We start from the raw sequence: 19,735 nt of genomic DNA, 5'->3' as shown, positions 1-19,735 counted from the left end.
CGTGAAATGATTGAGCCGGTAGCGACACAGCAGCAGGCAGACCCATTGGCGGCGTTCATGATGGAGCAGCGAGCGGGGCTGCCCTTGGTCGCAGGCGACGAGTGGGCGACCCTGCAAACCGTGGACGCCCTGCAGGAAAAGTTCGCCGCGTTCATGCCCGGGCTGGATGACGATGGCCAGCGCGAATATGTGCGCCTGCAACGGGCGTTGATCGAGGCCCAGGTGGAGGTCGAACGAAACATTCGTCAATTCGTTACACAGTTTGAACGCCAAAGCCTGGAGCGTTTGCGAACGGGCCTCAACGACCTCACCGGTCAAGTCGTTGATCCCAAAACCCAGCACATCACCACCACCTACTCGTACGGCCCTCGCCGCCATCGGCGCGACCTGGCAGACCGTATCAATGAGCCCAGGGTCGTCCGGCTTTCGCTGTGGGACGCCGCCTGCATGAACTATGACGGCCTGACCGGGTGGGATTACCCCGGCCATGACGGCGTGGCAACGTCCAGCAGGCTCAGTATCGACCTCAGCCCCGAGGACTTCATCGCGTTGGTGCGCGCGCTCAATCTCGGTGGCCAACTCAGAACCCTGCTCGACGACAATCTGGACAAGACCAAGCCTTTGGGCCATGCGATTGTGAACCTGGGGCGCCTTGAGCTTGAGTTCGCCCTGATTGAAGCCCTGAAAGACTCGAACATCACTCGAATCGACCGGGAAAAATACCGGCATATCAAGCAAGCACTGGAGCACGACGAGGGGTGGGGGCACTGCGAGGAAATGCAGCTGTTCATCCCCGACGGCAAGGACAATATCGGTTGGGTGCCTCAATTTATCGGCAACACCGGGCAAACACTCAGCAGGCCCCCGGGGGACAGCCTGAACATCCCCCACCTGATATTTTCCGTTACCGGTTGCAAAGGCGCTTTCAGTTACTTTCCCCGTCGGCCGGGCGGGGGTGACCTGCGTCATTTCGACAGCCACCGGGAAGCCTGCCAGGAGTTTTATGTGGCCTTCAGTGCTTTCTACCGGCAGGGCAGGGTGGCGTGGTTATACGCGGTCATGTCACAGCCCGACAGCGAACGCTTGACCCGACTCAGGCAAGGCGCCGTCCGCGAAACCGGGCTCAGTCCTTTTGCCGAGGCATTGCAGGACCTGTTTCTCGAAGTGTTCGAGCCTCGTCTGGAGGACCGGACCGGCTATACCCGCAAGGTCGTGACCAAAGCACCGCCGGTCAGTTTGGGTGATCTCCATCTGGCGCGCATTCGCGCCAACCTGAAGGGCCTGGCCAACGAGACGCCTGGATTTCTGGCGACTCTTGCCGGTATCGCTCGCACCGTCATCGGTGAGGTGCTGGAGCTATTGCTGATGCCGGTACCCGGCCCGCTCAAGGGGTTGGCGCGTGTGCGGGTGATCGCGTTGTACGCTGCGCTCGGTGAAGGGTTGCTCAACGGACTTTCCAGTGTGCTCGAGGGGCATGCAGGTGAACTGGTGCTGGCTTTTTCCGATTTGGCCGACCTGCTGATCAGCGGGCGGCTGCATAGCCGCCTGGCGTTCAGTGTACGGCGGCGCCATCAAGCCTTGTATCAACGCCTCTCGCAAATGCCCGCCGCGAACATCAAGGACAGTAGGGGCCTGAGCAGCCCCCAGTTGCTTGAGCGCATGTTGCTGCCCTCCCAGGCGCCTGCGCATGAGCTGCAGGCTGTGCTGGAGACCAGCGGTACTTCAAGGGAACAGCTGGAACGTGTCTGGGCCGGTGAGCGGCCATCGGCCTCGTTGGTGGAGGCGGTGCATCGGTTCAACGTCGATCGGCTGATTGACTGGGTGGTCGGCTTGGCCGATTCCAACCGGCCAGTGCCCATGGGAGCTTTCGACGTCCTGGGCCCGTTGCTGACCCAGCTGCCGGCGTGGCCGGTGGATACGACATTGAGAATCGTGAATGCGCAGGGCCGGGAGTTACGTCGCTACAGTCAGGAATCGACCCGTCCTACGATGGTCGTGATCACGGTGATTGCCCTGGAAAACTATCAGTTTGGCTACTCGACACCGCAGCGCATCACCGCGCATCTGTCCCACGCGGTGGTGCAGCTTCTGCCGTCGAATTTTTCCGCCGGTGAGCAGGCGGTACGTCGGCAATTGGCGGCTCAGGCCCAGGCGTCGCGGTTCGATCTGTTCGAAGCCTTGACCCGGTTTGCCGACACCCATCGCGCGGCCGCTACCCGCGCGTCGGTGTCCGTGCGCAAGTGGTTGCCCGACAGCATTGGCCACGACTACCCGGTGCCCGAGGTGATCGAGGTGCTGCGCGCATTGCACCCCGACGTCAGCCTGCCGAGGTTGCTCGAGGTGCTGGATCAGCACCCGTTGTCGCTTGATCAGCAAACCCGCTTGATCGAGGGGCGGCAGCAACCCGAGCCGCTCTACGATGCATTCAAGGTTGCCGCGCAGATGGCGCGCGCCGAGGCCCTCATTGACCGGGTCTACCACCGACGCAGGTTTGACCAGCAGACTCAGGCGTGGGTCCAGGCGTTCGCCCGCAGTGTGTTGAGGGCTATCGGCAAACACCTGATCGTTGGCCCTCCAACCTACGTTCCCCAGGACTGCGACAGGCATGCCGTGTTGATCCTCGACCATGGAGACGGGGAGTTTTCGCCCTATGATCCGGGCAGCCAGAGTGCCGGCGTGCAGCAGGGCGGAGCCGATGCGTTTTTCCGAGTGCTGCTGAGCCAACTCTCCGATCACGATCGTGCCCGGTTCGGCGCCGATATGCCGGCGGCCATCAGCGGGTTTCGTCATCAAGTGGCCCAGGCGATGCTGCGCAATCGTGCACCGCAAGGCAGATTTTACCCGGTACTGCGCGAGATCACGCAGTACGCGAGTGATGTCGACACCAGGCGTATTGCATCCGAGCCCGATGCCTTGGGGTTGTACCTTCTGGAGTCGGACCGCTACCTGTACCTCGACAGTCAATATTTCAAAGTGACCCAGGCGGATCATGCACAACCTTGGCGTATCCGCCATCCCTCCCTGGACGACGCGTATGCGCCGGTATTGAGCCATAACGGTGCGGGCGCCTGGCGCCACGAATGGGAGAACCCGCTGACCTGGGACGGGCAGAAACCCTTTTACCGCCTGGGCCCCAGGTTTCGCGGATTGACCCCCGATGCCATCGACAAGGTCCAGCAGATCAGCGGCGTGACGCCGGACATACTGCGCAAGGTGCATGTGCGCAACGAACCGCCGCCGGTGCTTTTGGTGGAGACGTTCGAGCGCTTGAATATCTTTGATCGGGTCAAGCAAGGGCTGGAGACGGGGGCGGAGTTTATCGTCCAACTGCTCGATGAAGTAACGCCTGACAATGCCGATGCGTTGGTCGGTAAGGCGGGTCTTGCACGTGAAGATCAGGTTGCGGCCCTGGAGAGCAAGGTGCACATGGACAAACTGCAGATGCACGCGCAGTTTTTCGATGTGCTGCGCCGCAAGAACCAGCAGTCCGATGACCCTTTGGTACAGGTGATAGTGCGCCAGTTCCCTGGATTGACGACGGGGATTGCGCAGGACTGGGTGCAACATGCCTCTGCGTCGGAGCTGGAGCACCTCCGGGAGGGGCGTGTACCGCACACCCTGGCGCAAGAGGCGCGGTGGTGGGCTCGTTGGTTGCGGGTCTGTGGCGCCCTGGAAGGTGTACACATGTCGCCGTTGGCGAACGACGACAGCTCACGGTTGATGCTCCACGAACTGGCGGGTCTCAAGGGCTGGCCGATATCGCTGCGGGTTGAGCTCTGGGACGCCCACCGCGTAATCGACAGCGTCGGCCCCGATGATGCTGACCTTCGGCGGGTCTTGAAACCTAGCGTCGGACAGTACCTGGCCTATGGCCAACGGGCGGACGGTAGCTTGCAGGTGGTGGGGGTACGCGCGCCCTTCCTGGAGGCCTTGCTCAATGCACTGCCCCCGGCCAAACGCCAGGCGCTGGGTTACACCCATGCCGGCGCGCTGGAGGAATTGCGCGCGGAAATGGGAGCCCGGCTGGGGCAGGATTGGCCGGGGATCCAAGCGACACTCAACATACGGCCAATATCATGGAGGCTCGCGCCACCACGCCTGATCAATGGTCGCAAAGGCTATCCACTCAGTGGTGGAACCGAATTCGGGCCGACAGAGCGTGACCAGATCTCGCGCATGCGCGAGTTGTACCCCTCTAAAACGGATGCCGAGGTGTGGGCGATGCTCGCGGAGGCGGGTGACACAGTCGTTATGCGTGAAGAGATGATCACCTATCAAGTCAAAGAGCGTGATCAGCTGTACAGGGACCTGCAAGCGTGGCGGGATCAGGCGTCGAAAATCCAGCCGGATAGCTCCTCGGCCTACTCACGGGCCTTGGCGGTTGAGCGCATTCAGCGCTGCTGGGCCAAGGAAGGTTTCACTCAGGGAGTTGAAGAGGAACTGAATCTGGACAATCTGGATTTGGCAAGTTTACCCGCCCTGGGCGCGCATTTTTCTCATGTGACAGTGCTGAGTGCGAAGAACAATCGATTGACGGCGTTGCCGGAGCGCTTTCTTTTCAGCTTTCCGGCCCTGCGTATTCTCTATCTCGATGGTAACCGACTCACGCATCTGCCCAATCTGGACGTCCACTCTCACCTGGCGGTACTCAATCTGTCGAACAACCACTTGCGGTTCGACTATGTAGACGAAGAAGGACTGGCTGAGCTGACCCAGCTCAGAAGCCTCGATTTGTCGGGAAACCCGCTCGGCCGAGGGCGTAGGCTGAATCTGTATAGGTTGACGAGTCTACGAGTTCTGCAACTGCGTGGCTGCGAGTTGCGCCAGCCACCAAAGGGAGCCGTGACTCTGCGCACATTGCGAAGTTTTGACCTGAGCGACAACCAAATAATAGATTTGGATGACATGGACTTGTTCATTTATCCCGAAGTCCATCAGGCGATAAACCTGAGAGGCAATCCGCTTTCCCCGCACACACGACGGTTTTTACGCCAGGCGCATGAACGCTGGCGCCACTCCGAAGCACATTTTGGGCTATGGGAGTCGACTTCTATTGATCGGCAATCTATCAGGTGGTTGGCGCTGCTACCTGCAGAAGACGTCGCCACACACCAAGGCTATTGGTCCACGTTGCAAGAGCGACCTATGGCGGATAGTTTTTTTGAACTGCTGGCACGCATCTCCGAGTTCCCGGGGTTCAACGAACTCAAACACCGCGATATGAGAGAGACCATTACGAAACGAGTGTGGGGGTTGATTGAACACGCGCAGGATCTGGAGGGAAGGCAGATCATTTCCCTTGAGTCGTCTTATGCATCGCTGAACGGTGGGATTGATGGTTGGCTGTTGTGCCTGCATCGAGTTGAGTTGGAGATGCTTCCGTTACAGATACTCTATGAAGACACACAAACTGCCGGGGCTCGCTTGATACGCTACTACCGCGCGATGCACCGTCTTGACTTCATGGATCACCAGATTGCGTTGCGCTTTGAATCCCAGGGCATGATGGAGATTTACAAGCAGAATCTTCTTCATCGCATCGCGCTGGCACCGAGTCTTGACTTGCCACAAACGCTCCCTAGGGGTTTTGACACGGTTGTGGCGGATGCCAATTCGGTCAATGCCCTGCGTGCGGCAGTTTATCGTTCAGAGGCTTCAACTGACTGGCCTGAAGTGTTGTTGAGGGAGGCGCATTGGGTGCAATTCATTGAACGCAAATACGCCGCACAGCTTGCATTCAAGCTTCGCCGTTTCAGTGCACTCTCAGACTCGGCAGTCGAACAACTGGAGAGTGGCGTGATAATCGAAGGCCAATACGAGAAGCGTTATAAAGAACTGTCTCAAGCAATGGCATCGGCGAGAAACAATCGGATTCGGGCATTTACTTATGAGGAATGGACGGCGTTCGAGAACGGATAACTATCTGTGCTTATACCTTTAAGCAATAAGCACCACACTTTGCGTGATATGGCCCGCCAGCCTTTCCCGGTATGATGTGCGCCCCGCAGTCTGGATTGCGAATACGCCATGACCTTGCAGTACCCTACAATCGCCGATTGCGTCGGCAACACGCCCCTGGTCCGCTTGCAACGCATGGCGGGTGAAACCAGCAATACCCTGCTGCTCAAGCTCGAAGGGAACAACCCGGCCGGTTCCGTGAAGGACCGCCCGGCGCTGTCGATGATCACCCGCGCCGAGTTGCGCGGGCAGATCAAGCCCGGCGACACGCTGATCGAGGCCACCTCGGGTAACACCGGGATCGCCCTGGCCATGGCCGCCGCGATCAAGGGCTACAAGATGATCCTGATCATGCCCGACAACGGCAGCGCCGAGCGCAAGGCGGCGATGACCGCCTATGGCGCGCAGTTGGTGCTGGTCACCCAGGAAGAAGGTATGGAGGGCGCACGCGACCTGGCCGAGCGCATGGCTGCCGAAGGCCGTGGCCTGGTGCTGGACCAGTTCGCCAACGGGGACAACCCCGAGGCGCACTACACCAGCACCGGCCCGGAAATCTGGCGCCAGACCCAGGGCACCATTACCCACTTTGTCAGTTCCATGGGCACCACCGGCACCATCATGGGCAACTCGCGCTACCTCAAGGAGCAGAACCCGGCGATCCAGATCGTCGGCCTGCAACCGATGGAAGGCGCGGCCATCCCGGGTATCCGCCGTTGGCCCGAGGAGTATCTGCCGAAGATCTACAACGCCACGCGTGTGGACCGCATCATCGACATGGCCCAGCGTGAAGCCGAAGACACCACGCGCCGCCTGGCCCGTGAAGAAGGAATCTTCTGCGGCGTGTCTTCCGGTGGCGCGGTGGCGGGCATGTTGCGCCTGTCCAAAGAAGTGGAAAACGCGGTGATCGTCGCGATCATCTGTGACCGAGGCGACCGCTACCTGTCGACCGGCATCTTCGACGAACCCAACTGATGGCCAAGCACGAGAGAGGCCTGCGCTTCCAACCGACGGGCGGCAGCCGGGCCCCGCAGATTCCGGTGGGCAAGAAACAACGCCTGACCATCGAGCGCCTGGCCAATGATGGCCGTGGCATCGTGTTCTTCGAGGGCCGCACCTGGTTTGTGAACGGCGCGCTGGCCGGCGAAGAAGTCGAAGCGCGAGTGCTGGGTGCCCACGGCAAAATCGTCGAGGCGCGCACCGAGCGCGTCTTCAAGGCCAGCGAGCTGCGCCGCCCGGCGCCGTGTGCGCACGTTGGCCGTTGTGGCGGTTGCAGCGTGCAGCACTTGCCCCACGCCGAACAGCTTGCCCTGAAACAGCGCATGCTCGCCGAGCAACTGTCCCGCGTGGCCGGTGTCGAACCGCAAGAGTGGGCCGCGCCGTTGAGCGGGCCGGAATTCGGCTACCGTCGCCGCGCCCGCGTGGCGGTGCGTTGGGATGCCAAGGCGAAACACTTGGACGTCGGTTTTCGCGCCGTGGCCAGCCAGGACATCGTCGCCATCGATGGTTGCCCGGTGCTGGTACAGGCCTTGCAACCGATCATGCAGCGCCTGCCGAACATGCTGCGCCGCCTGAGCAAACCCCAGGCCCTGGGGCATGTGGAATTGTTCAGCGGTACATCCGTTGCGGTGTTGCTGCGGCATATGGCGCCGTTGTCCGAAGCGGACCTGCAGGTGTTGAACGAATTTTGCGCCTTCCATGAGGCCCAATTGTGGCTGCATGGCGAGGGCCAGCCGGAGCCGGTCGACACCGGTGCTGTGTTGGGTTTTCGACTGGAACAGTGGAATCTGGAGCTGGCTTACCGGCCGGGAGACTTTGTGCAGGTCAACGCCGGCGTCAATGCGGCGATGGTTGCCCAGGCCCTGGAATGGCTGGCGCCACAACCCGACGAACGGGTGCTGGACCTGTTTTGCGGCCTGGGCAATTTCGCCCTGCCACTGGCGCGCCAGGTGCGTGAAGTGGTGGCGGTGGAAGGTGTGCAGACCATGGTGGACCGGGCGGCCGTGAATGCCGTCAGCAACAATTTGCATAATGCGCAGTTTTTTCAGGCCGATTTGTCCCAGCCTTTGATTGACGCAGAATGGGCCAAACAGGGCTTTTCTGCGGTACTCTTGGACCCACCTCGTGACGGTGCCCTGGAGGTTGTGCGCAAGCTTGCGACCTTGGGCGCCAAGCGTCTGGTGTATGTGTCCTGCAACCCGGCCACGCTGGCGCGGGACACGGTTGAGTTGGTCAAGCAAGGCTACCGGCTAAAACGTGCCGGGATCCTCGACATGTTTCCGCAAACCGCGCATGTCGAGGCCATGGCGTTATTTGAAGCGGGCTAGGATGCCCGTTTAATCCGACTGGCCTGCGTTCTCCAGGGCCTGTGATCTGCCAGGGAGTCCGCAGTAAACGTCGGCGATGATTTTGGCGCATCGAAGGTGCGTCGTAGGGAAGGTAAGCAAGATGGTACAGGTGAGAGCACACCAGCCGATCAACACCGACGGCAGTATCAATCTCGAGGCATGGCTGGACCATGCCATCAGTGTCGACCCGGCACTGGACCGTGAAGCCTTGAAAGCAGCCTGCGAGTTCGCTCGTGAGTCCGAGCAGCAAGACAATGCGGCCAAGAACCTGTGGGCCGAAGGCACTTCCAGCTTTCGCACCGGGTTGGAGATCGCCGAGATCCTCGCCGATCTCAAGCTGGACCAGGATTCGTTGATCGCCGCCGTGCTCTATCGCGGCGTGCGTGAAGGGCATATCCCGTTGCCCACCGTCAACCAGCGTTTCGGCACGGTGGTGGCCAAGTTGATCGACGGCGTGCTGCGCATGGCCGCGATCAGCGCCAGCCTCAGCCCGCGCCAGTCCATGGTGCTGGGCACCCAGGGCCAGGTCGAGAACCTGCGCAAGATGCTGGTGGCGATGGTCGACGACGTGCGCGTCGCCCTGATCAAGCTGGCCGAGCGTACCTGCGCGATTCGTGCGGTGAAGACCGCCGACGACGAAAAACGCAACCGCGTCGCCCGTGAGGTCTTCGACATCTATGCGCCACTGGCGCACCGACTGGGCATCGGCCATATCAAGTGGGAGCTGGAGGACTTGTCCTTCCGCTACCTCGAACCCGATCAATACAAACAGATCGCCACGTTGCTGCATGAGCGGCGGCTCGACCGCGAGCGCTTTATCGCCGACGTGATGAACCAGCTCCGCTCGGAGCTGCAGGCCACCGGCGTCGAAGCCGACATCAGCGGCCGGGCCAAACACATCTATTCCATCTGGCGCAAAATGCAGCGCAAGGGCCTGGCCTTCAGCCAGATCTACGACGTGCGTGCGGTGCGCGTGCTGGTGCCGGAAATGCGCGACTGCTACACCGCGCTGGGCATCGTCCATACCCTGTGGCGGCACATTCCCAAGGAGTTCGACGACTACATCGCCAACCCCAAGGAAAACGGCTATCGCTCGTTGCACACGGCGGTGATCGGCCCCGAGGGCAAGGTGCTGGAAGTGCAGATCCGCACCCACGCCATGCACGAAGAGGCCGAGCTGGGCGTGTGCGCGCACTGGCGCTACAAGGGCACCGACGTCAAGGCCGGGTCCAACCAGTACGAAGAGAAAATCTCCTGGCTGCGCCAAGTGCTGGAATGGCACGAAGAGCTCGGCGACATCGGCGGCCTGGCCGAACAGCTGCGCGTGGATATCGAGCCGGACCGGGTCTATATCTTCACTCCGGACGGGCACGCCATCGACTTGCCCAAGGGCGCCACGCCGCTGGACTTCGCCTACCGCGTGCACACCGAGATCGGCCACAACTGCCGTGGCGCCAAGATCAACGGGCGCATCGTGCCGCTCAACTACAGCCTGCAGACCGGTGAGCAGGTCGAGATCATCACCAGCAAGCACGGCACGCCGAGCCGCGACTGGCTGAACCCGAACCTGGGCTACATCACCACGTCGCGGGCGCGGGCGAAGATCGTCCACTGGTTCAAATTGCAGGCGCGCGACCAGAACGTCGCTGCCGGTAAAACCTTGCTCGAGCGCGAATTGGCGCGCCTGGGCCTGCCCCAGGTGGACTTCGACAAGCTGGCCGAAAAGGCCAACATGAAGATTGCCGAAGACATGTTCGCCGCCCTCGGTGCCGGCGATTTGCGCCTGGCCCAACTGGTCAACCTGGCCCAGCAACTGGTCGAGCCGGAACGCGGCAGCGAACAGCTGGAACTGATCCCGCGCAAGGCCACCGGCTACAAGCCAGGCAAGCGTGGCGATATCCAGATCCAGGGCGTGGGCAACCTGATGACCCAAATTGCCGGCTGCTGCCAGCCGCTGCCGGGGGACGCCATCGTCGGCTATATCACCCAGGGCCGCGGCGTAAGCATTCACCGCCAGGATTGCGCCTCGGTGCTGCAACTGGGCGGGCGTGAGCCGGAGCGGATCATCCAGGTCAGTTGGGGTCCGGTGCCGGTGCTCACCTACCCGGTGGACATCGTCATCCGTGCCTACGACCGTTCCGGGTTGCTGCGTGACGTGTCGCAGGTGTTGCTCAATGAGCGGATCAACGTGCTGGCGGTCAATACCCGCTCGAACAAAGAGGACAACACCGCGCTGATGTCCCTGACCATCGAGATTCCGGGGTTGGACGCACTGGGACGGTTGCTGGGGCGGATTTCCCAGTTGCCGAATATCATCGAGACGCGGCGTAACCGTACCCCATGAGTATGTGGATGAATGCAGGCTAAATGTGGGAGGGGGCTTGCCCCCGATAGCAGAGTGTCAGGTACCAGGCTGTTGGTTGACCCACCCCAATCGGGGTGTAGCCCCCTCCCACATTTGATCTTCAGCGGAAAGAGACAAATGTATTTACTTGAAGACCTGCTGCACCTGATGAATCGCCTGCGGGACCCGCAATACGGGTGCCCGTGGGACATCAAGCAAACCTACGCCACCATCGTCCCGCACACATTGGAAGAGGCCTACGAAGTCGCCGACGCCATCGAGCGCGGCGATTTCGATCACCTGCAGGGTGAGCTGGGCGACCTGTTGTTCCAGGTGGTGTATTACAGCCAGTTGGCGCGGGAAGAAGGGCGCTTCGAATTCGCCGGGGTGATCGACAGCATCACGCGCAAGCTGATCCGTCGCCATCCCCATGTGTTCCCCACCGGCGACCTGTATGCACCGCTGGATATCCCGCAGTTGAGCGAAGAACAGGTCAAGGAGCGCTGGGAGCAGATCAAGGCCGAGGAGCGCGCGCAGAAGTCCGACGCGCCGGAGCAGCTTTCCCTGCTGGACGATGTACCCACCGCCTTGCCGTCCCTTTCCCGTGCCGCCAAGTTGCAAAAGCGCGCCAGCCAGGTCGGGTTCGACTGGCCGTCCGCGTTGCCGGTGGTGGATAACGTGCGCGAAGAGCTGGATGAAGTGCTCGAAGCCATGGCCGATAACGACCCGGCGGCCATTGCCGATGAGGTCGGGGACCTTCTGTTTGCAGCGGTCAACCTGGCCCGTCACCTCAAGGTCGACCCGGAAACCGCGTTGCGTGGCGCCAATGCCAAGTTCGAACGACGCTTCCGATTTATCGAACAGGCATTGCGCGATACCCGTCGTCCCATAGAAGATTGCACCCTCGAAGAGTTGGACGCCCTGTGGGGCGAAGCCAAACGTCAGGAAAAGAATGTGTCCAGCTGCGGTTGAGCAGTTGCCTAAGTGAGTAAGCACCATGAGCCTTTCCCTTCGCGACCAGTTGCTCAAAGCAGGTCTGGTCAACCAAAAGCAGGCCAAACAGGTCGGCAAAGAGAAACAGAAACAGCAGCGCCTGGTGCATAAAGGCCAGATCGAGGCAGACGATACCCAGGCCCGCCTGGCGGCCGAGGCGCAGGCCGAGAAGGTCAAGCGCGACCAGGAGCTGAACCGCCAGCAGCAGGAAAAAGCCGAGGCCAAGGCCCGCACGGCCCAGGTCAAGCAATTGATCGAGACCTCGCGCCTGCCCAAGCTGACCACCGAGGACTACTACAACTTCGTGGACGACAAGAAGGTCAAGCGCCTGTCGGTCAACACGCTGATGCGCAACAAGCTGAGCAACGGCTCCCTGGCGATCGTGCACCACGGTGGCGGTTATGAGGTGATCCCGCGTGAAGCGGCGCTGAAGATCCAGGAGCGCGCACCGGAGCGTATCGTGCAGCTCAACATCCTGACGGAAAGCCAGGTGCCGGATGAGGATGATCCGTACGCCGCCTACCAGATCCCGGATGACCTGATGTGGTAAGGCAGCAGCCTTAATTGTGGTGAGCAGGCCTGTTGTGGCGAGCGGGCTTGCCCCGCGTTGGGCTGCGTAGCGGCCCCAAAAAACGGGAGCGCTGCGCACTCCAACGCGGGGCAAGCCCGCTCGCCACAGGGTACTCATCGCCTGTTCTACCTAAAGACCCTGAAAACCAAACGCCGCATTCTCCCAGAAAGAATGCGGCGTTTTTAGTGGGGCGGCTTCGCCACCCAGCGCGGGGCAAGCCCGCTCACTACAAGGTAGCTTCAGGAGCTTTCTGACTGGCGTCTCATCTCAAGGGCTTCGAGCTCGCTCTTATAATTATGAGCGTCGCTCTCGTTGTGAAACATGCCGACCAGCAGGTCTTGCTGGTGTACATCCCAGATGTGAATCCCATGGCCCAGTGCTTCGTGGGACATATGTTCGTCGTCGCGTTCAGTTACTTTTACAGTCATCTGCTTGCTCCAATCTCTGGTGAATCTGCGGCAAGTCGTCGCAGGCCTTTGTTATATGATTTGTTAGCTTGCTAAGTAAACCGACTTTTCGCGCAACAAATCATTGCAGCAAACGCAACAGTGCTGCAGGCCGCGTAAACCGCGACATCGCGCCGCAGGGTCCTGAGTTTTATGACGAAAGTTTCATGTTCAAGTCAGGCATTGAACCCTTGTTGGCCCGGCTATCACCATCGGGGCAAGCCTCCTCCCACATTTTGATCGGTGAACACAACCCAGTGTGGGAGGGGGCTTGCCCCCGATAACGGTAGAGGTTTCAACACTGAATCCATGGGCGAAAAAAAGCCCCGCATTCGCGAGGCTCTCTGTTCCAGCTACCGATCAGCTACCTTTGACAGCCTTACCGTCAACGGTGCCGTCCTGCAGCATGATGTTGTATTCCTTGCCGTCGGTTTCCACCTGGCGCAGGGCAACCAGAATGCCGCCCTGGTCCTTGGCAAACCACATCTGGGTGATGCGCTTGCTCTGCGTCGGGTCACGCACGCGCTCGACCTTGATCGCGTCGATGGAGCCGACCTTGGTCTGGACTTTTTCCGGGCCGATTACGCGGAAGTCGTAGGTGTCGACGTCAGTGCCTTCAACCACGTTGTAGCTCATGCTCTTCTTGCCGGCAGCCACGTCGCGCTGCAGGGCCAACTGGTAGGTCGACTTGTCGAGCATGCCGCTTTGCAGCGGTACGTTGACCGGGTCTTTGTTTTCAAAGCCGGTGACTTTCTTGGCGGTCTGGTCGAAGTCCAGATTGATCTTCTTCGCCTTGCCCAGGCCACCGCGTTCGAAGGTGTAGCTCTTCGGTTGCAGGGTGTCCTTGTCAAACAGGATCACGCTGGTTTCGGTGAGGCTGGCAATCATCATGGAAGCCTTGAAATTCAAGGTCCAGGAGCCGTCGCCGTTCTTGGACAGGCTGCGTTCGGCCGAACCACTCATGGGCAACTGTTTCCAGTCGGCGGTGTAGCTGACGGAGAAAGGGTGAAGGTCTGCTGCTTGCACGGCTGGCAAGGCGAACAGCGCAAAAGCGAAGAGCAAGGCGCGACGCATAAAATCTCCTAGGTTCGAATCAAGTGGCCGCTGGCCGCGAGTAACTGACCGTCCAATAATGCACCCTGGTCACCAAGAATCAACCGCCCCTCGGCAAACCAGCGAACGGCCAGCGGGTAAATCCTGTGTTCCTGGGTGTGAACCCGTTGCGCAAGCGTCTGCGCCGAGTCGTCAGACTCTACCGGAACCACTGCCTGTACGACCAGAGGCCCGCCATCGAGTTCCTCGGTGACAAAATGCACGCTGCAGCCATGCTCGCTGTCGCCGGCCTCGAGCGCACGCTGGTGCGTGTGCATGCCTTTGTACTTGGGCAGCAGCGAAGGGTGGATATTCAACAGGCGCCCGGCGTAATGCCGCACGAAGTCAGCGCTGAGGATGCGCATGAAGCCGGCGAGTACCACGAGCTTGGGGTTGAAGGCGTCGATCAGTTCGATCAAGGCGCGGTCGAAGGCCTCGCGGCCCTCGAACGCCTTGTGATCCAGGGAACGGGTGTTGATACCCGCGTCCCTGGCGCGTTGCAGGCCGTAGGCGTCGCTGCGGTTGGAGATCACCGCAGCAATGCGCACCGGGTTGTCGCCGGTGCGCGTGCTGTCGATCAGGGCCTGCAAGTTACTGCCGGTGCCGGAGAGCAGCACCACGACATCACAGGTCTGAGACATTAATGAGCCTTGAGGTTCTTCAGCTCAACCTGAGCCGCGCCTTCGGCAGCGGTGGCGATCTGGCCGATGACCCAAGGCTGCTCGCCGGCTTCGCGCAGTACGTTCAGTGCGGTTTCAACATGCTCTTGAGCCACGCAGATGACCATGCCGACGCCGCAGTTCAGCACGCGGTGCATTTCGGTTTCGTCGACGTTGCCTTGCTCTTGCAGCCAGTCGAATACCGCAGGACGCTGCCAGCTGGCGACGTCAACGATGGCCTGGGCGCCTTTTGGCAGAACGCGCGGGATGTTGTCCAGCAGGCCGCCGCCAGTGATGTGGGCCATGGCCTTGACTGCGCCGGTGTCCTTGATCAGCTTGAGCAGTGGCTTGACGTAGATGCGGGTCGGGGCCATCAGCAGGTCGGTCAGCGGCTTGCCGTCGAGCTGGGTGTTCTCGATATCAGCGCCGGACACTTCGATGATCTTGCGGATCAGCGAGTAACCGTTGGAGTGCGGGCCGGAGGACGGCAGGGCCAGCAGGGCGTCACCGGCAGCGACTTTGGAGCCGTCGATGATCTCGGCTTTTTCCACGACGCCGACGCAGAAGCCGGCCAGGTCGTAGTCTTCACCTTCATACATGCCTGGCATTTCAGCGGTTTCACCGCCGACCAGGGAGCAACCCGACAGTTCGCAACCGGCGCCGATACCGGTGACCACTTGTGCCGCGGTGTCCACGTTCAGCTTGCCGGTGGCGTAGTAGTCAAGGAAGAACAACGGCTCGGCGCCGCACACCACCAGGTCGTTGACGCACATGGCAACCAGGTCGATGCCGATGGTGTCGTGCTTGTTCAGGTTCAGTGCCAGGCGCAGCTTGGTGCCCACGCCATCGGTGCCGGATACCAGGACAGGCTGCTTGTAGCCGGCCGGGATTTCGCAGAGGGCGCCAAAACCGCCCAGGCCGCCCATGACTTCGGGGCGCGCAGTGCGCTTGGCGACGCTCTTGATGCGTTCGACCAATGCTTCACCGGCGTCGATGTCTACACCGGCGTCCTTGTAGCTCAGGGAGGGTTGCTTGCTCATGATCCAGGCCTTTAGGGGGGATTTCTGGGTAACGACCGAGCGGGCAGGCGCTTTTGGTAAAGGGCCCTGCCGTTGACGGTCTGCGAAGGCGCGCGATTTTATCAGGCTTGAGGGGCAGCGGCCATCCTCGGGCCGACGGGCAGGGCCATATAGGTAAAAAAAGCCGGTTAAAAAAATGCTGATCGGCCCTGCCATGGCGCGTATTAAGGTATAGCCTTTAAACCGCTATCGTTATGACAGTACAAAAACTGCCAGGACCCTGTGAATGTTTTACCGGTCGCTGTGGTCACAGCCTTGCCAAGCCGAGTTCACGCGGTCTGTTCCAGCCGCTAAATTTGTCGTTCGGGAATCTTTCATGCGTTTGTTCAAGTGCTTCTTTGTAGGCTGTTTGTCGTTGGTCAGCCTGGCGAGTCATGCCGAAACCCTCAATGGCCTTTATCAAGTACTCGAGCCTGTCAGCAGCCAATCGCCGCAAGAGCGCGACCAGGCCACCCAGCGTGCCGTGCAGACCCTGGTGATCCGCTTGACCGGCGACGCCAAGGCCGCTGATGGCCCGGGCCTGGCGGCCGTTCGCAAGGATCCGCAACAAATCATCAGCCAGTACGGCTATGACGCCGGCCCGCCGGAAAGCCTGCAAGTGGATTTCGACCCGGTGAGCACCGATCGCGTGCTGCGTGAAGCGGGCTTGTCGATCTGGGGCAGCAATCGGCCGTCGATCCTTGGCTGGTGGCTGAACGACTCCACCGAAGGCAGCAGCCTGGTCGGCGATGGCCAGACCGTTGCCCAGGCGCTGCGCCGTGCGGCGCAACATCGTGGCCTGCCGCTGCGCCTGCCGCTGGGTGACCTGGATGAACAGGTGGTCGCCACCGCGCCGAACCTGGAAAGCGCCGACGCCACACCGTTGCGCGCTGCCTCCGAGCGTTACGGCGCCGACGCCTTGCTGGCGGTGCATGCGCGTCAGGAAGGCAGCCAATGGCAGGCCAAATGGCGTCTGTGGCTGGGCGACAAAAGTGAGCAAGGCACGGCCCAAGGGGCTGACACCGGCGCCGTGGCCGATGCGGTGATGCTGGCGGTCAGCCAGAAGCTGGCGCCGCGCTTTGCGGTCAAGCCCGGTGTGAGCACCGAACAATTGCTGGAAGTGCAGGGCATGACCCTTGAACGTTATGCGGCGCTGGGTCATCTGCTGGAGCCTTTCGGCGGTCAGCCGCAGTTAGTGGACGGCAACCGCATCGTGTACCGCGTCAATGGCAGCGCCGATCAGTTGCGTACTCAGTTGAGCCTGGCCAAGTTGCAGGAGGTTCCTGCGGGTGAGGCGCCGGTCCAGCAACCCGTGGCGGAGGGTGCGCAGCCGGTTGCTGCACCAGAACCTCAGGCGCAACTGCGTTTTCGTTGGTAGCAGTTTTCTTCTTTATATAGATGGAGTGGTTTATGGCGGATACGCGTCGTTGGGTGTGGCTTGGCGGGTTTGTCCTGCTGTGCGTTTTTGTGTTCCTGCTGCATTCGATCCTGACGCCGTTCCTGGTCGCGTTGCTGCTGGCTTACCTGTTCGATCCGGTGGTGGATCGCTTGGAGAAGGCCGGGTTGTCGCGGACCTGGGGCGTGGTGGCGGTGTTCGCCCTGTTTACCCTGATCATCACGGCGTTGGTGCTGGTCCTGGTGCCGATGCTGGCCAAGCAGTTGTTCCGCTTGTATGAGCTGGCGCCGCAGATGCTCGACTGGCTGCAGCACACGGCGATGCCATGGGCCCAGGCCAAGCTGGGGCTGGCGGATGGTTTCTGGAAGTTCGACAAGGTCAAGGCGGCCATCAGCGAGCATATGGGCCAGACCACTGACATCGTCGGGGTCATCCTCAGCCAGGCGACTGCGTCCAGCCTGGCGTTGATCGGCTGGCTGACCAACCTGGTGCTGATTCCGGTGGTGGCGTTCTACCTGCTGCGTGATTGGGACATCATGATGGCCAAGATCCGCAGCCTGCTGCCACGCAACCGTGAGGAGCGCATCGTCTCGCTGGCCGAAGAGTGCCATGAGGTGCTTGGCGCCTTCGTACGCGGGCAGTTGCTGGTGATGCTGGCCCTGGGGATCATCTACGCGGCCGGCCTGATGGCTATAGGCCTGGAGCTGGGCCTGTTGATCGGCCTGATTGCCGGCCTTGCCGCGATCGTGCCTTATATGGGCTTTGTGATTGGGATCGGCGCGGCGCTGGTCGCGGGCTTGTTCCAGTTTGGCGGTGACCTTTACCCGATGCTGGGGATCGTGGCCGTATTCATGGTCGGCCAGGCGTTGGAAGGCATGGTGCTTACACCGTTGTTGGTCGGGGATCGGATTGGCCTGCACCCGGTGGCGGTGATCTTTGCGATCCTGGCGGGCGGTGAGCTGTTTGGCTTCACTGGCATCCTGCTGGCGTTGCCAGTGGCGGCGGTGATCATGGTACTGGTGCGCCATGTGCACGATCTGTACAAGGATTCGGATGCGTATACGGGGGTTGAAGACCCCGATCTGTAACCGATTCTTCACAAACCCGGCTCAGGCCGGGTTTGTCATTTCTGGAGGCGGGCCGTCAAACAATCTGCACAAATCCAACAAGTTAACGCAAACCTTTGATTTTGCTTGGGGTCTGTTGCATTGTGCGCCCGGCGTCACGGGTATAAACTTTGCAAACTTTACACAGAGGCCACTAACGGTTCGTTTGGAGCCGTTCAGTCAGCATGAAACCGATTCAGCTGCCCTTGGGTGTGCGTCTGCGTGACGACGCCACCTTCATCAACTACTACCCAGGCGCCAATGCCGCTGCACTCGGCTATGTCGAGCGGCTCTGCGAAGCCGACGCCGGGTGGACCGAAAGCCTGATCTACCTGTGGGGCAAGCACGGCGTAGGGCGTACCCACCTGTTGCAGGCTGCGTGCCTGCGGTTCGAGCAGATGGGCGAACCGGCGGTGTACCTGCCGTTGGCTGAGTTGATGGACCGCGGTATCGGCATCTTCGACCATCTTGAGCAATACGAGTTGGTGTGCCTCGACGATCTGCAAGCGATCGCCGGCAAGGCGGATTGGGAAGAAGCGCTGTTTCACCTGTTTAACCGCTTGCGTGACAGCGGTCGGCGCCTGCTGATTGCCGCGTCGACTTCGCCCCGCGAGTTGCCGATCAAGCTGGCCGACCTCAAGTCGCGCATGACCCTGGCGCTGATCTTCCAGATGCGTCCGCTGTCCGACGAAGACAAATTGCGTGCCCTGCAACTGCGCGCATCCCGTCGCGGCCTTCACCTCACCGATGAAGTCGGGCACTTTATCCTTACTCGAGGTACCCGCAGCATGAGCGCATTGTTCGATTTGCTCGAACAGCTTGACCAGGCGTCCTTGCAGGCTCAACGAAAATTGACGATCCCATTTCTCAAAGAGACGCTAGGCTGGTAACTCGTTGAATTTACGCGGTTCGTCATTTTACGGGCGCCAGAAAACCTGCGCTTCAGCCCGTTTGGCTTCGCCTTCGAATCGATAAATGGAATTACGGCTTAGATGTCATAGTCCAATTGCGAAGTCACATAGATCACGATTGAATTTGCAAATCGATGTGATAGAAGGCATAGTCTCGACTTCTTTACATATCAGCCACGGTCGTGCCCATGCTAAATCGCTTCGCACCCCTCGTGCCCCTCGCACTCGTTACCCTGTTGTTTGGTTGCGCCTCCCACCCTCAGCAGGTGGCAGATCAGCAGAAACCACAGGTTCAAAATCAGGCAAAATTCGTTGCTGCACAATCTTCCTCTGTTTATGAGGAAGAAGTCGCAACGGAAAAGGAACTGGCCGACTTCGCCGGCAACAAGCCTTACCAGCTTCCAGTCCTGGCCGACAGCATCCTCGAACGCGGCATGTCCCTGATCGGTACCCGTTACCGTTTCGGTGGCACCTCTGAAGCCGGTTTCGACTGCAGCGGTTTCATCGGCTATCTGTTTCGCGAAGAAGCCGGCATGAACCTGCCGCGCTCCACCCGTGAAATGATCAACGTGAATGCACCGTTAGTCGCACGCAACAACCTCAAGCCTGGTGATCTGCTTTTCTTCAGTACGGCAGGCCGTGGTCGTGTCAGCCACGCCGGTATCTACCTGGGCGATAACCAGTTTATCCACTCCAGCAGCCGTCGCAGTGGCGGTGTCCGGGTCGATAACCTGGGTGACAGCTACTGGAGCAAAACCTTCATCGAAGCCAAGCGCGCACTCGCCATGGCCCCGACGACGGTTACCGCTAGCAAGTAAACTTAAAGTGATACTTGAAGTTTGACGTGTAAGCGCTA

14 protein-coding genes are annotated in these 19,735 nt (G+C 60.5%); 10 read left to right on the top strand and 4 right to left on the bottom strand.

The window, feature by feature from the left end; translation table 11 throughout:
• The first annotated feature begins 6 nt into the window (after positions 1–6).
• The 6 genes from ACZ445_RS22060 to ACZ445_RS22035 all read left to right on the top strand — a co-directional run bounded on the left by ACZ445_RS22060 (position 7) and on the right by ACZ445_RS22035 (position 12,190).
• Positions 7–5,919 carry an NEL-type E3 ubiquitin ligase domain-containing protein gene (locus ACZ445_RS22060; protein WP_464707561.1) on the top strand — a complete coding sequence of 1,971 codons (5,913 nt, stop codon included), beginning with the start codon at positions 7–9 and terminating at the stop codon, positions 5,917–5,919.
• A gap of 108 nt (positions 5,920–6,027) precedes the next feature.
• Positions 6,028–6,930, top strand: a complete 903-nt coding sequence (gene cysM, locus ACZ445_RS22055; RefSeq protein ID WP_058425337.1) for a cysteine synthase CysM — start codon at positions 6,028–6,030, stop codon at positions 6,928–6,930.
• Complete coding sequence (gene rlmD, locus ACZ445_RS22050) at positions 6,930–8,282, top strand: 23S rRNA (uracil(1939)-C(5))-methyltransferase RlmD (protein ID WP_464707560.1); 1,353 nt, start codon at positions 6,930–6,932, stop codon at positions 8,280–8,282. The genes cysM and rlmD overlap by 1 nt, the downstream gene beginning before the upstream one ends.
• A gap of 121 nt (positions 8,283–8,403) precedes the next feature.
• The gene (gene relA, locus ACZ445_RS22045; protein WP_058425335.1) at positions 8,404–10,647 is read left to right on the top strand and encodes a GTP diphosphokinase; all 2,244 of its coding nucleotides are present in this window, start codon (positions 8,404–8,406) and stop codon (positions 10,645–10,647) included.
• 138 nt (positions 10,648–10,785) lie between these two features.
• Positions 10,786–11,619 (top strand): nucleoside triphosphate pyrophosphohydrolase, encoded by an 834-nt coding sequence (mazG, locus tag ACZ445_RS22040; protein WP_464707558.1) that lies wholly within the window; start codon positions 10,786–10,788, stop codon positions 11,617–11,619.
• 25 nt (positions 11,620–11,644) lie between these two features.
• A complete protein-coding gene (locus ACZ445_RS22035) occupies positions 11,645–12,190 on the top strand; it encodes a DUF2058 domain-containing protein (protein ID WP_010208656.1) in 546 nt (181 codons plus the stop codon).
• A 260-nt stretch (positions 12,191–12,450) separates the two neighbouring features.
• Here ACZ445_RS22035 and ACZ445_RS22030 read toward each other — a convergent pair whose 3' ends face one another.
• The 4 genes from ACZ445_RS22030 to purM form a co-directional block, all read right to left on the bottom strand.
• Positions 12,451–12,639 (bottom strand): hypothetical protein, encoded by a 189-nt coding sequence (locus ACZ445_RS22030; protein ID WP_058424960.1) that lies wholly within the window; start codon positions 12,637–12,639, stop codon positions 12,451–12,453.
• A gap of 378 nt (positions 12,640–13,017) precedes the next feature.
• The gene (locus ACZ445_RS22025; protein WP_310864094.1) at positions 13,018–13,731 is read right to left on the bottom strand and encodes a DUF3108 domain-containing protein; all 714 of its coding nucleotides are present in this window, start codon (positions 13,729–13,731) and stop codon (positions 13,018–13,020) included.
• 8 nt (positions 13,732–13,739) lie between these two features.
• Positions 13,740–14,390, bottom strand: a complete 651-nt coding sequence (purN, locus tag ACZ445_RS22020) for a phosphoribosylglycinamide formyltransferase (RefSeq protein ID WP_464707556.1) — start codon at positions 14,388–14,390, stop codon at positions 13,740–13,742.
• Complete coding sequence (purM, locus tag ACZ445_RS22015; protein ID WP_464704290.1) at positions 14,390–15,448, bottom strand: phosphoribosylformylglycinamidine cyclo-ligase; 1,059 nt, start codon at positions 15,446–15,448, stop codon at positions 14,390–14,392. Before purM ends, purN begins: the two co-directional genes overlap by 1 nt.
• A 355-nt stretch (positions 15,449–15,803) precedes the next feature.
• On the opposite strand from purM, the gene ACZ445_RS22010 reads away from it, so the two are divergent.
• The 4 genes from ACZ445_RS22010 to ACZ445_RS21995 all read left to right on the top strand — a co-directional run bounded on the left by ACZ445_RS22010 (position 15,804) and on the right by ACZ445_RS21995 (position 19,697).
• A complete protein-coding gene (locus ACZ445_RS22010) occupies positions 15,804–16,844 on the top strand; it encodes a DUF2066 domain-containing protein (RefSeq protein WP_179029597.1) in 1,041 nt (346 codons plus the stop codon).
• Positions 16,845–16,876: 32 nt separating this feature from the next.
• Complete coding sequence (locus tag ACZ445_RS22005) at positions 16,877–17,950, top strand: AI-2E family transporter (RefSeq protein ID WP_058424955.1); 1,074 nt, start codon at positions 16,877–16,879, stop codon at positions 17,948–17,950.
• A 203-nt stretch (positions 17,951–18,153) separates the two neighbouring features.
• A complete protein-coding gene (gene hda, locus ACZ445_RS22000; protein WP_058424954.1) occupies positions 18,154–18,858 on the top strand; it encodes a DnaA regulatory inactivator Hda in 705 nt (234 codons plus the stop codon).
• Positions 18,859–19,067: 209 nt separating this feature from the next.
• A complete protein-coding gene (locus tag ACZ445_RS21995; RefSeq protein ID WP_464707554.1) occupies positions 19,068–19,697 on the top strand; it encodes a C40 family peptidase in 630 nt (209 codons plus the stop codon).
• The last annotated feature ends 38 nt before the right edge of the window (positions 19,698–19,735 follow it).

It is taken from the genome of Pseudomonas allii (genome assembly GCF_055380095.1).
The sequence above is the reverse complement of the archived record's forward strand: the minus strand, read 5'-3'. Positions and strand labels throughout refer to the sequence as shown.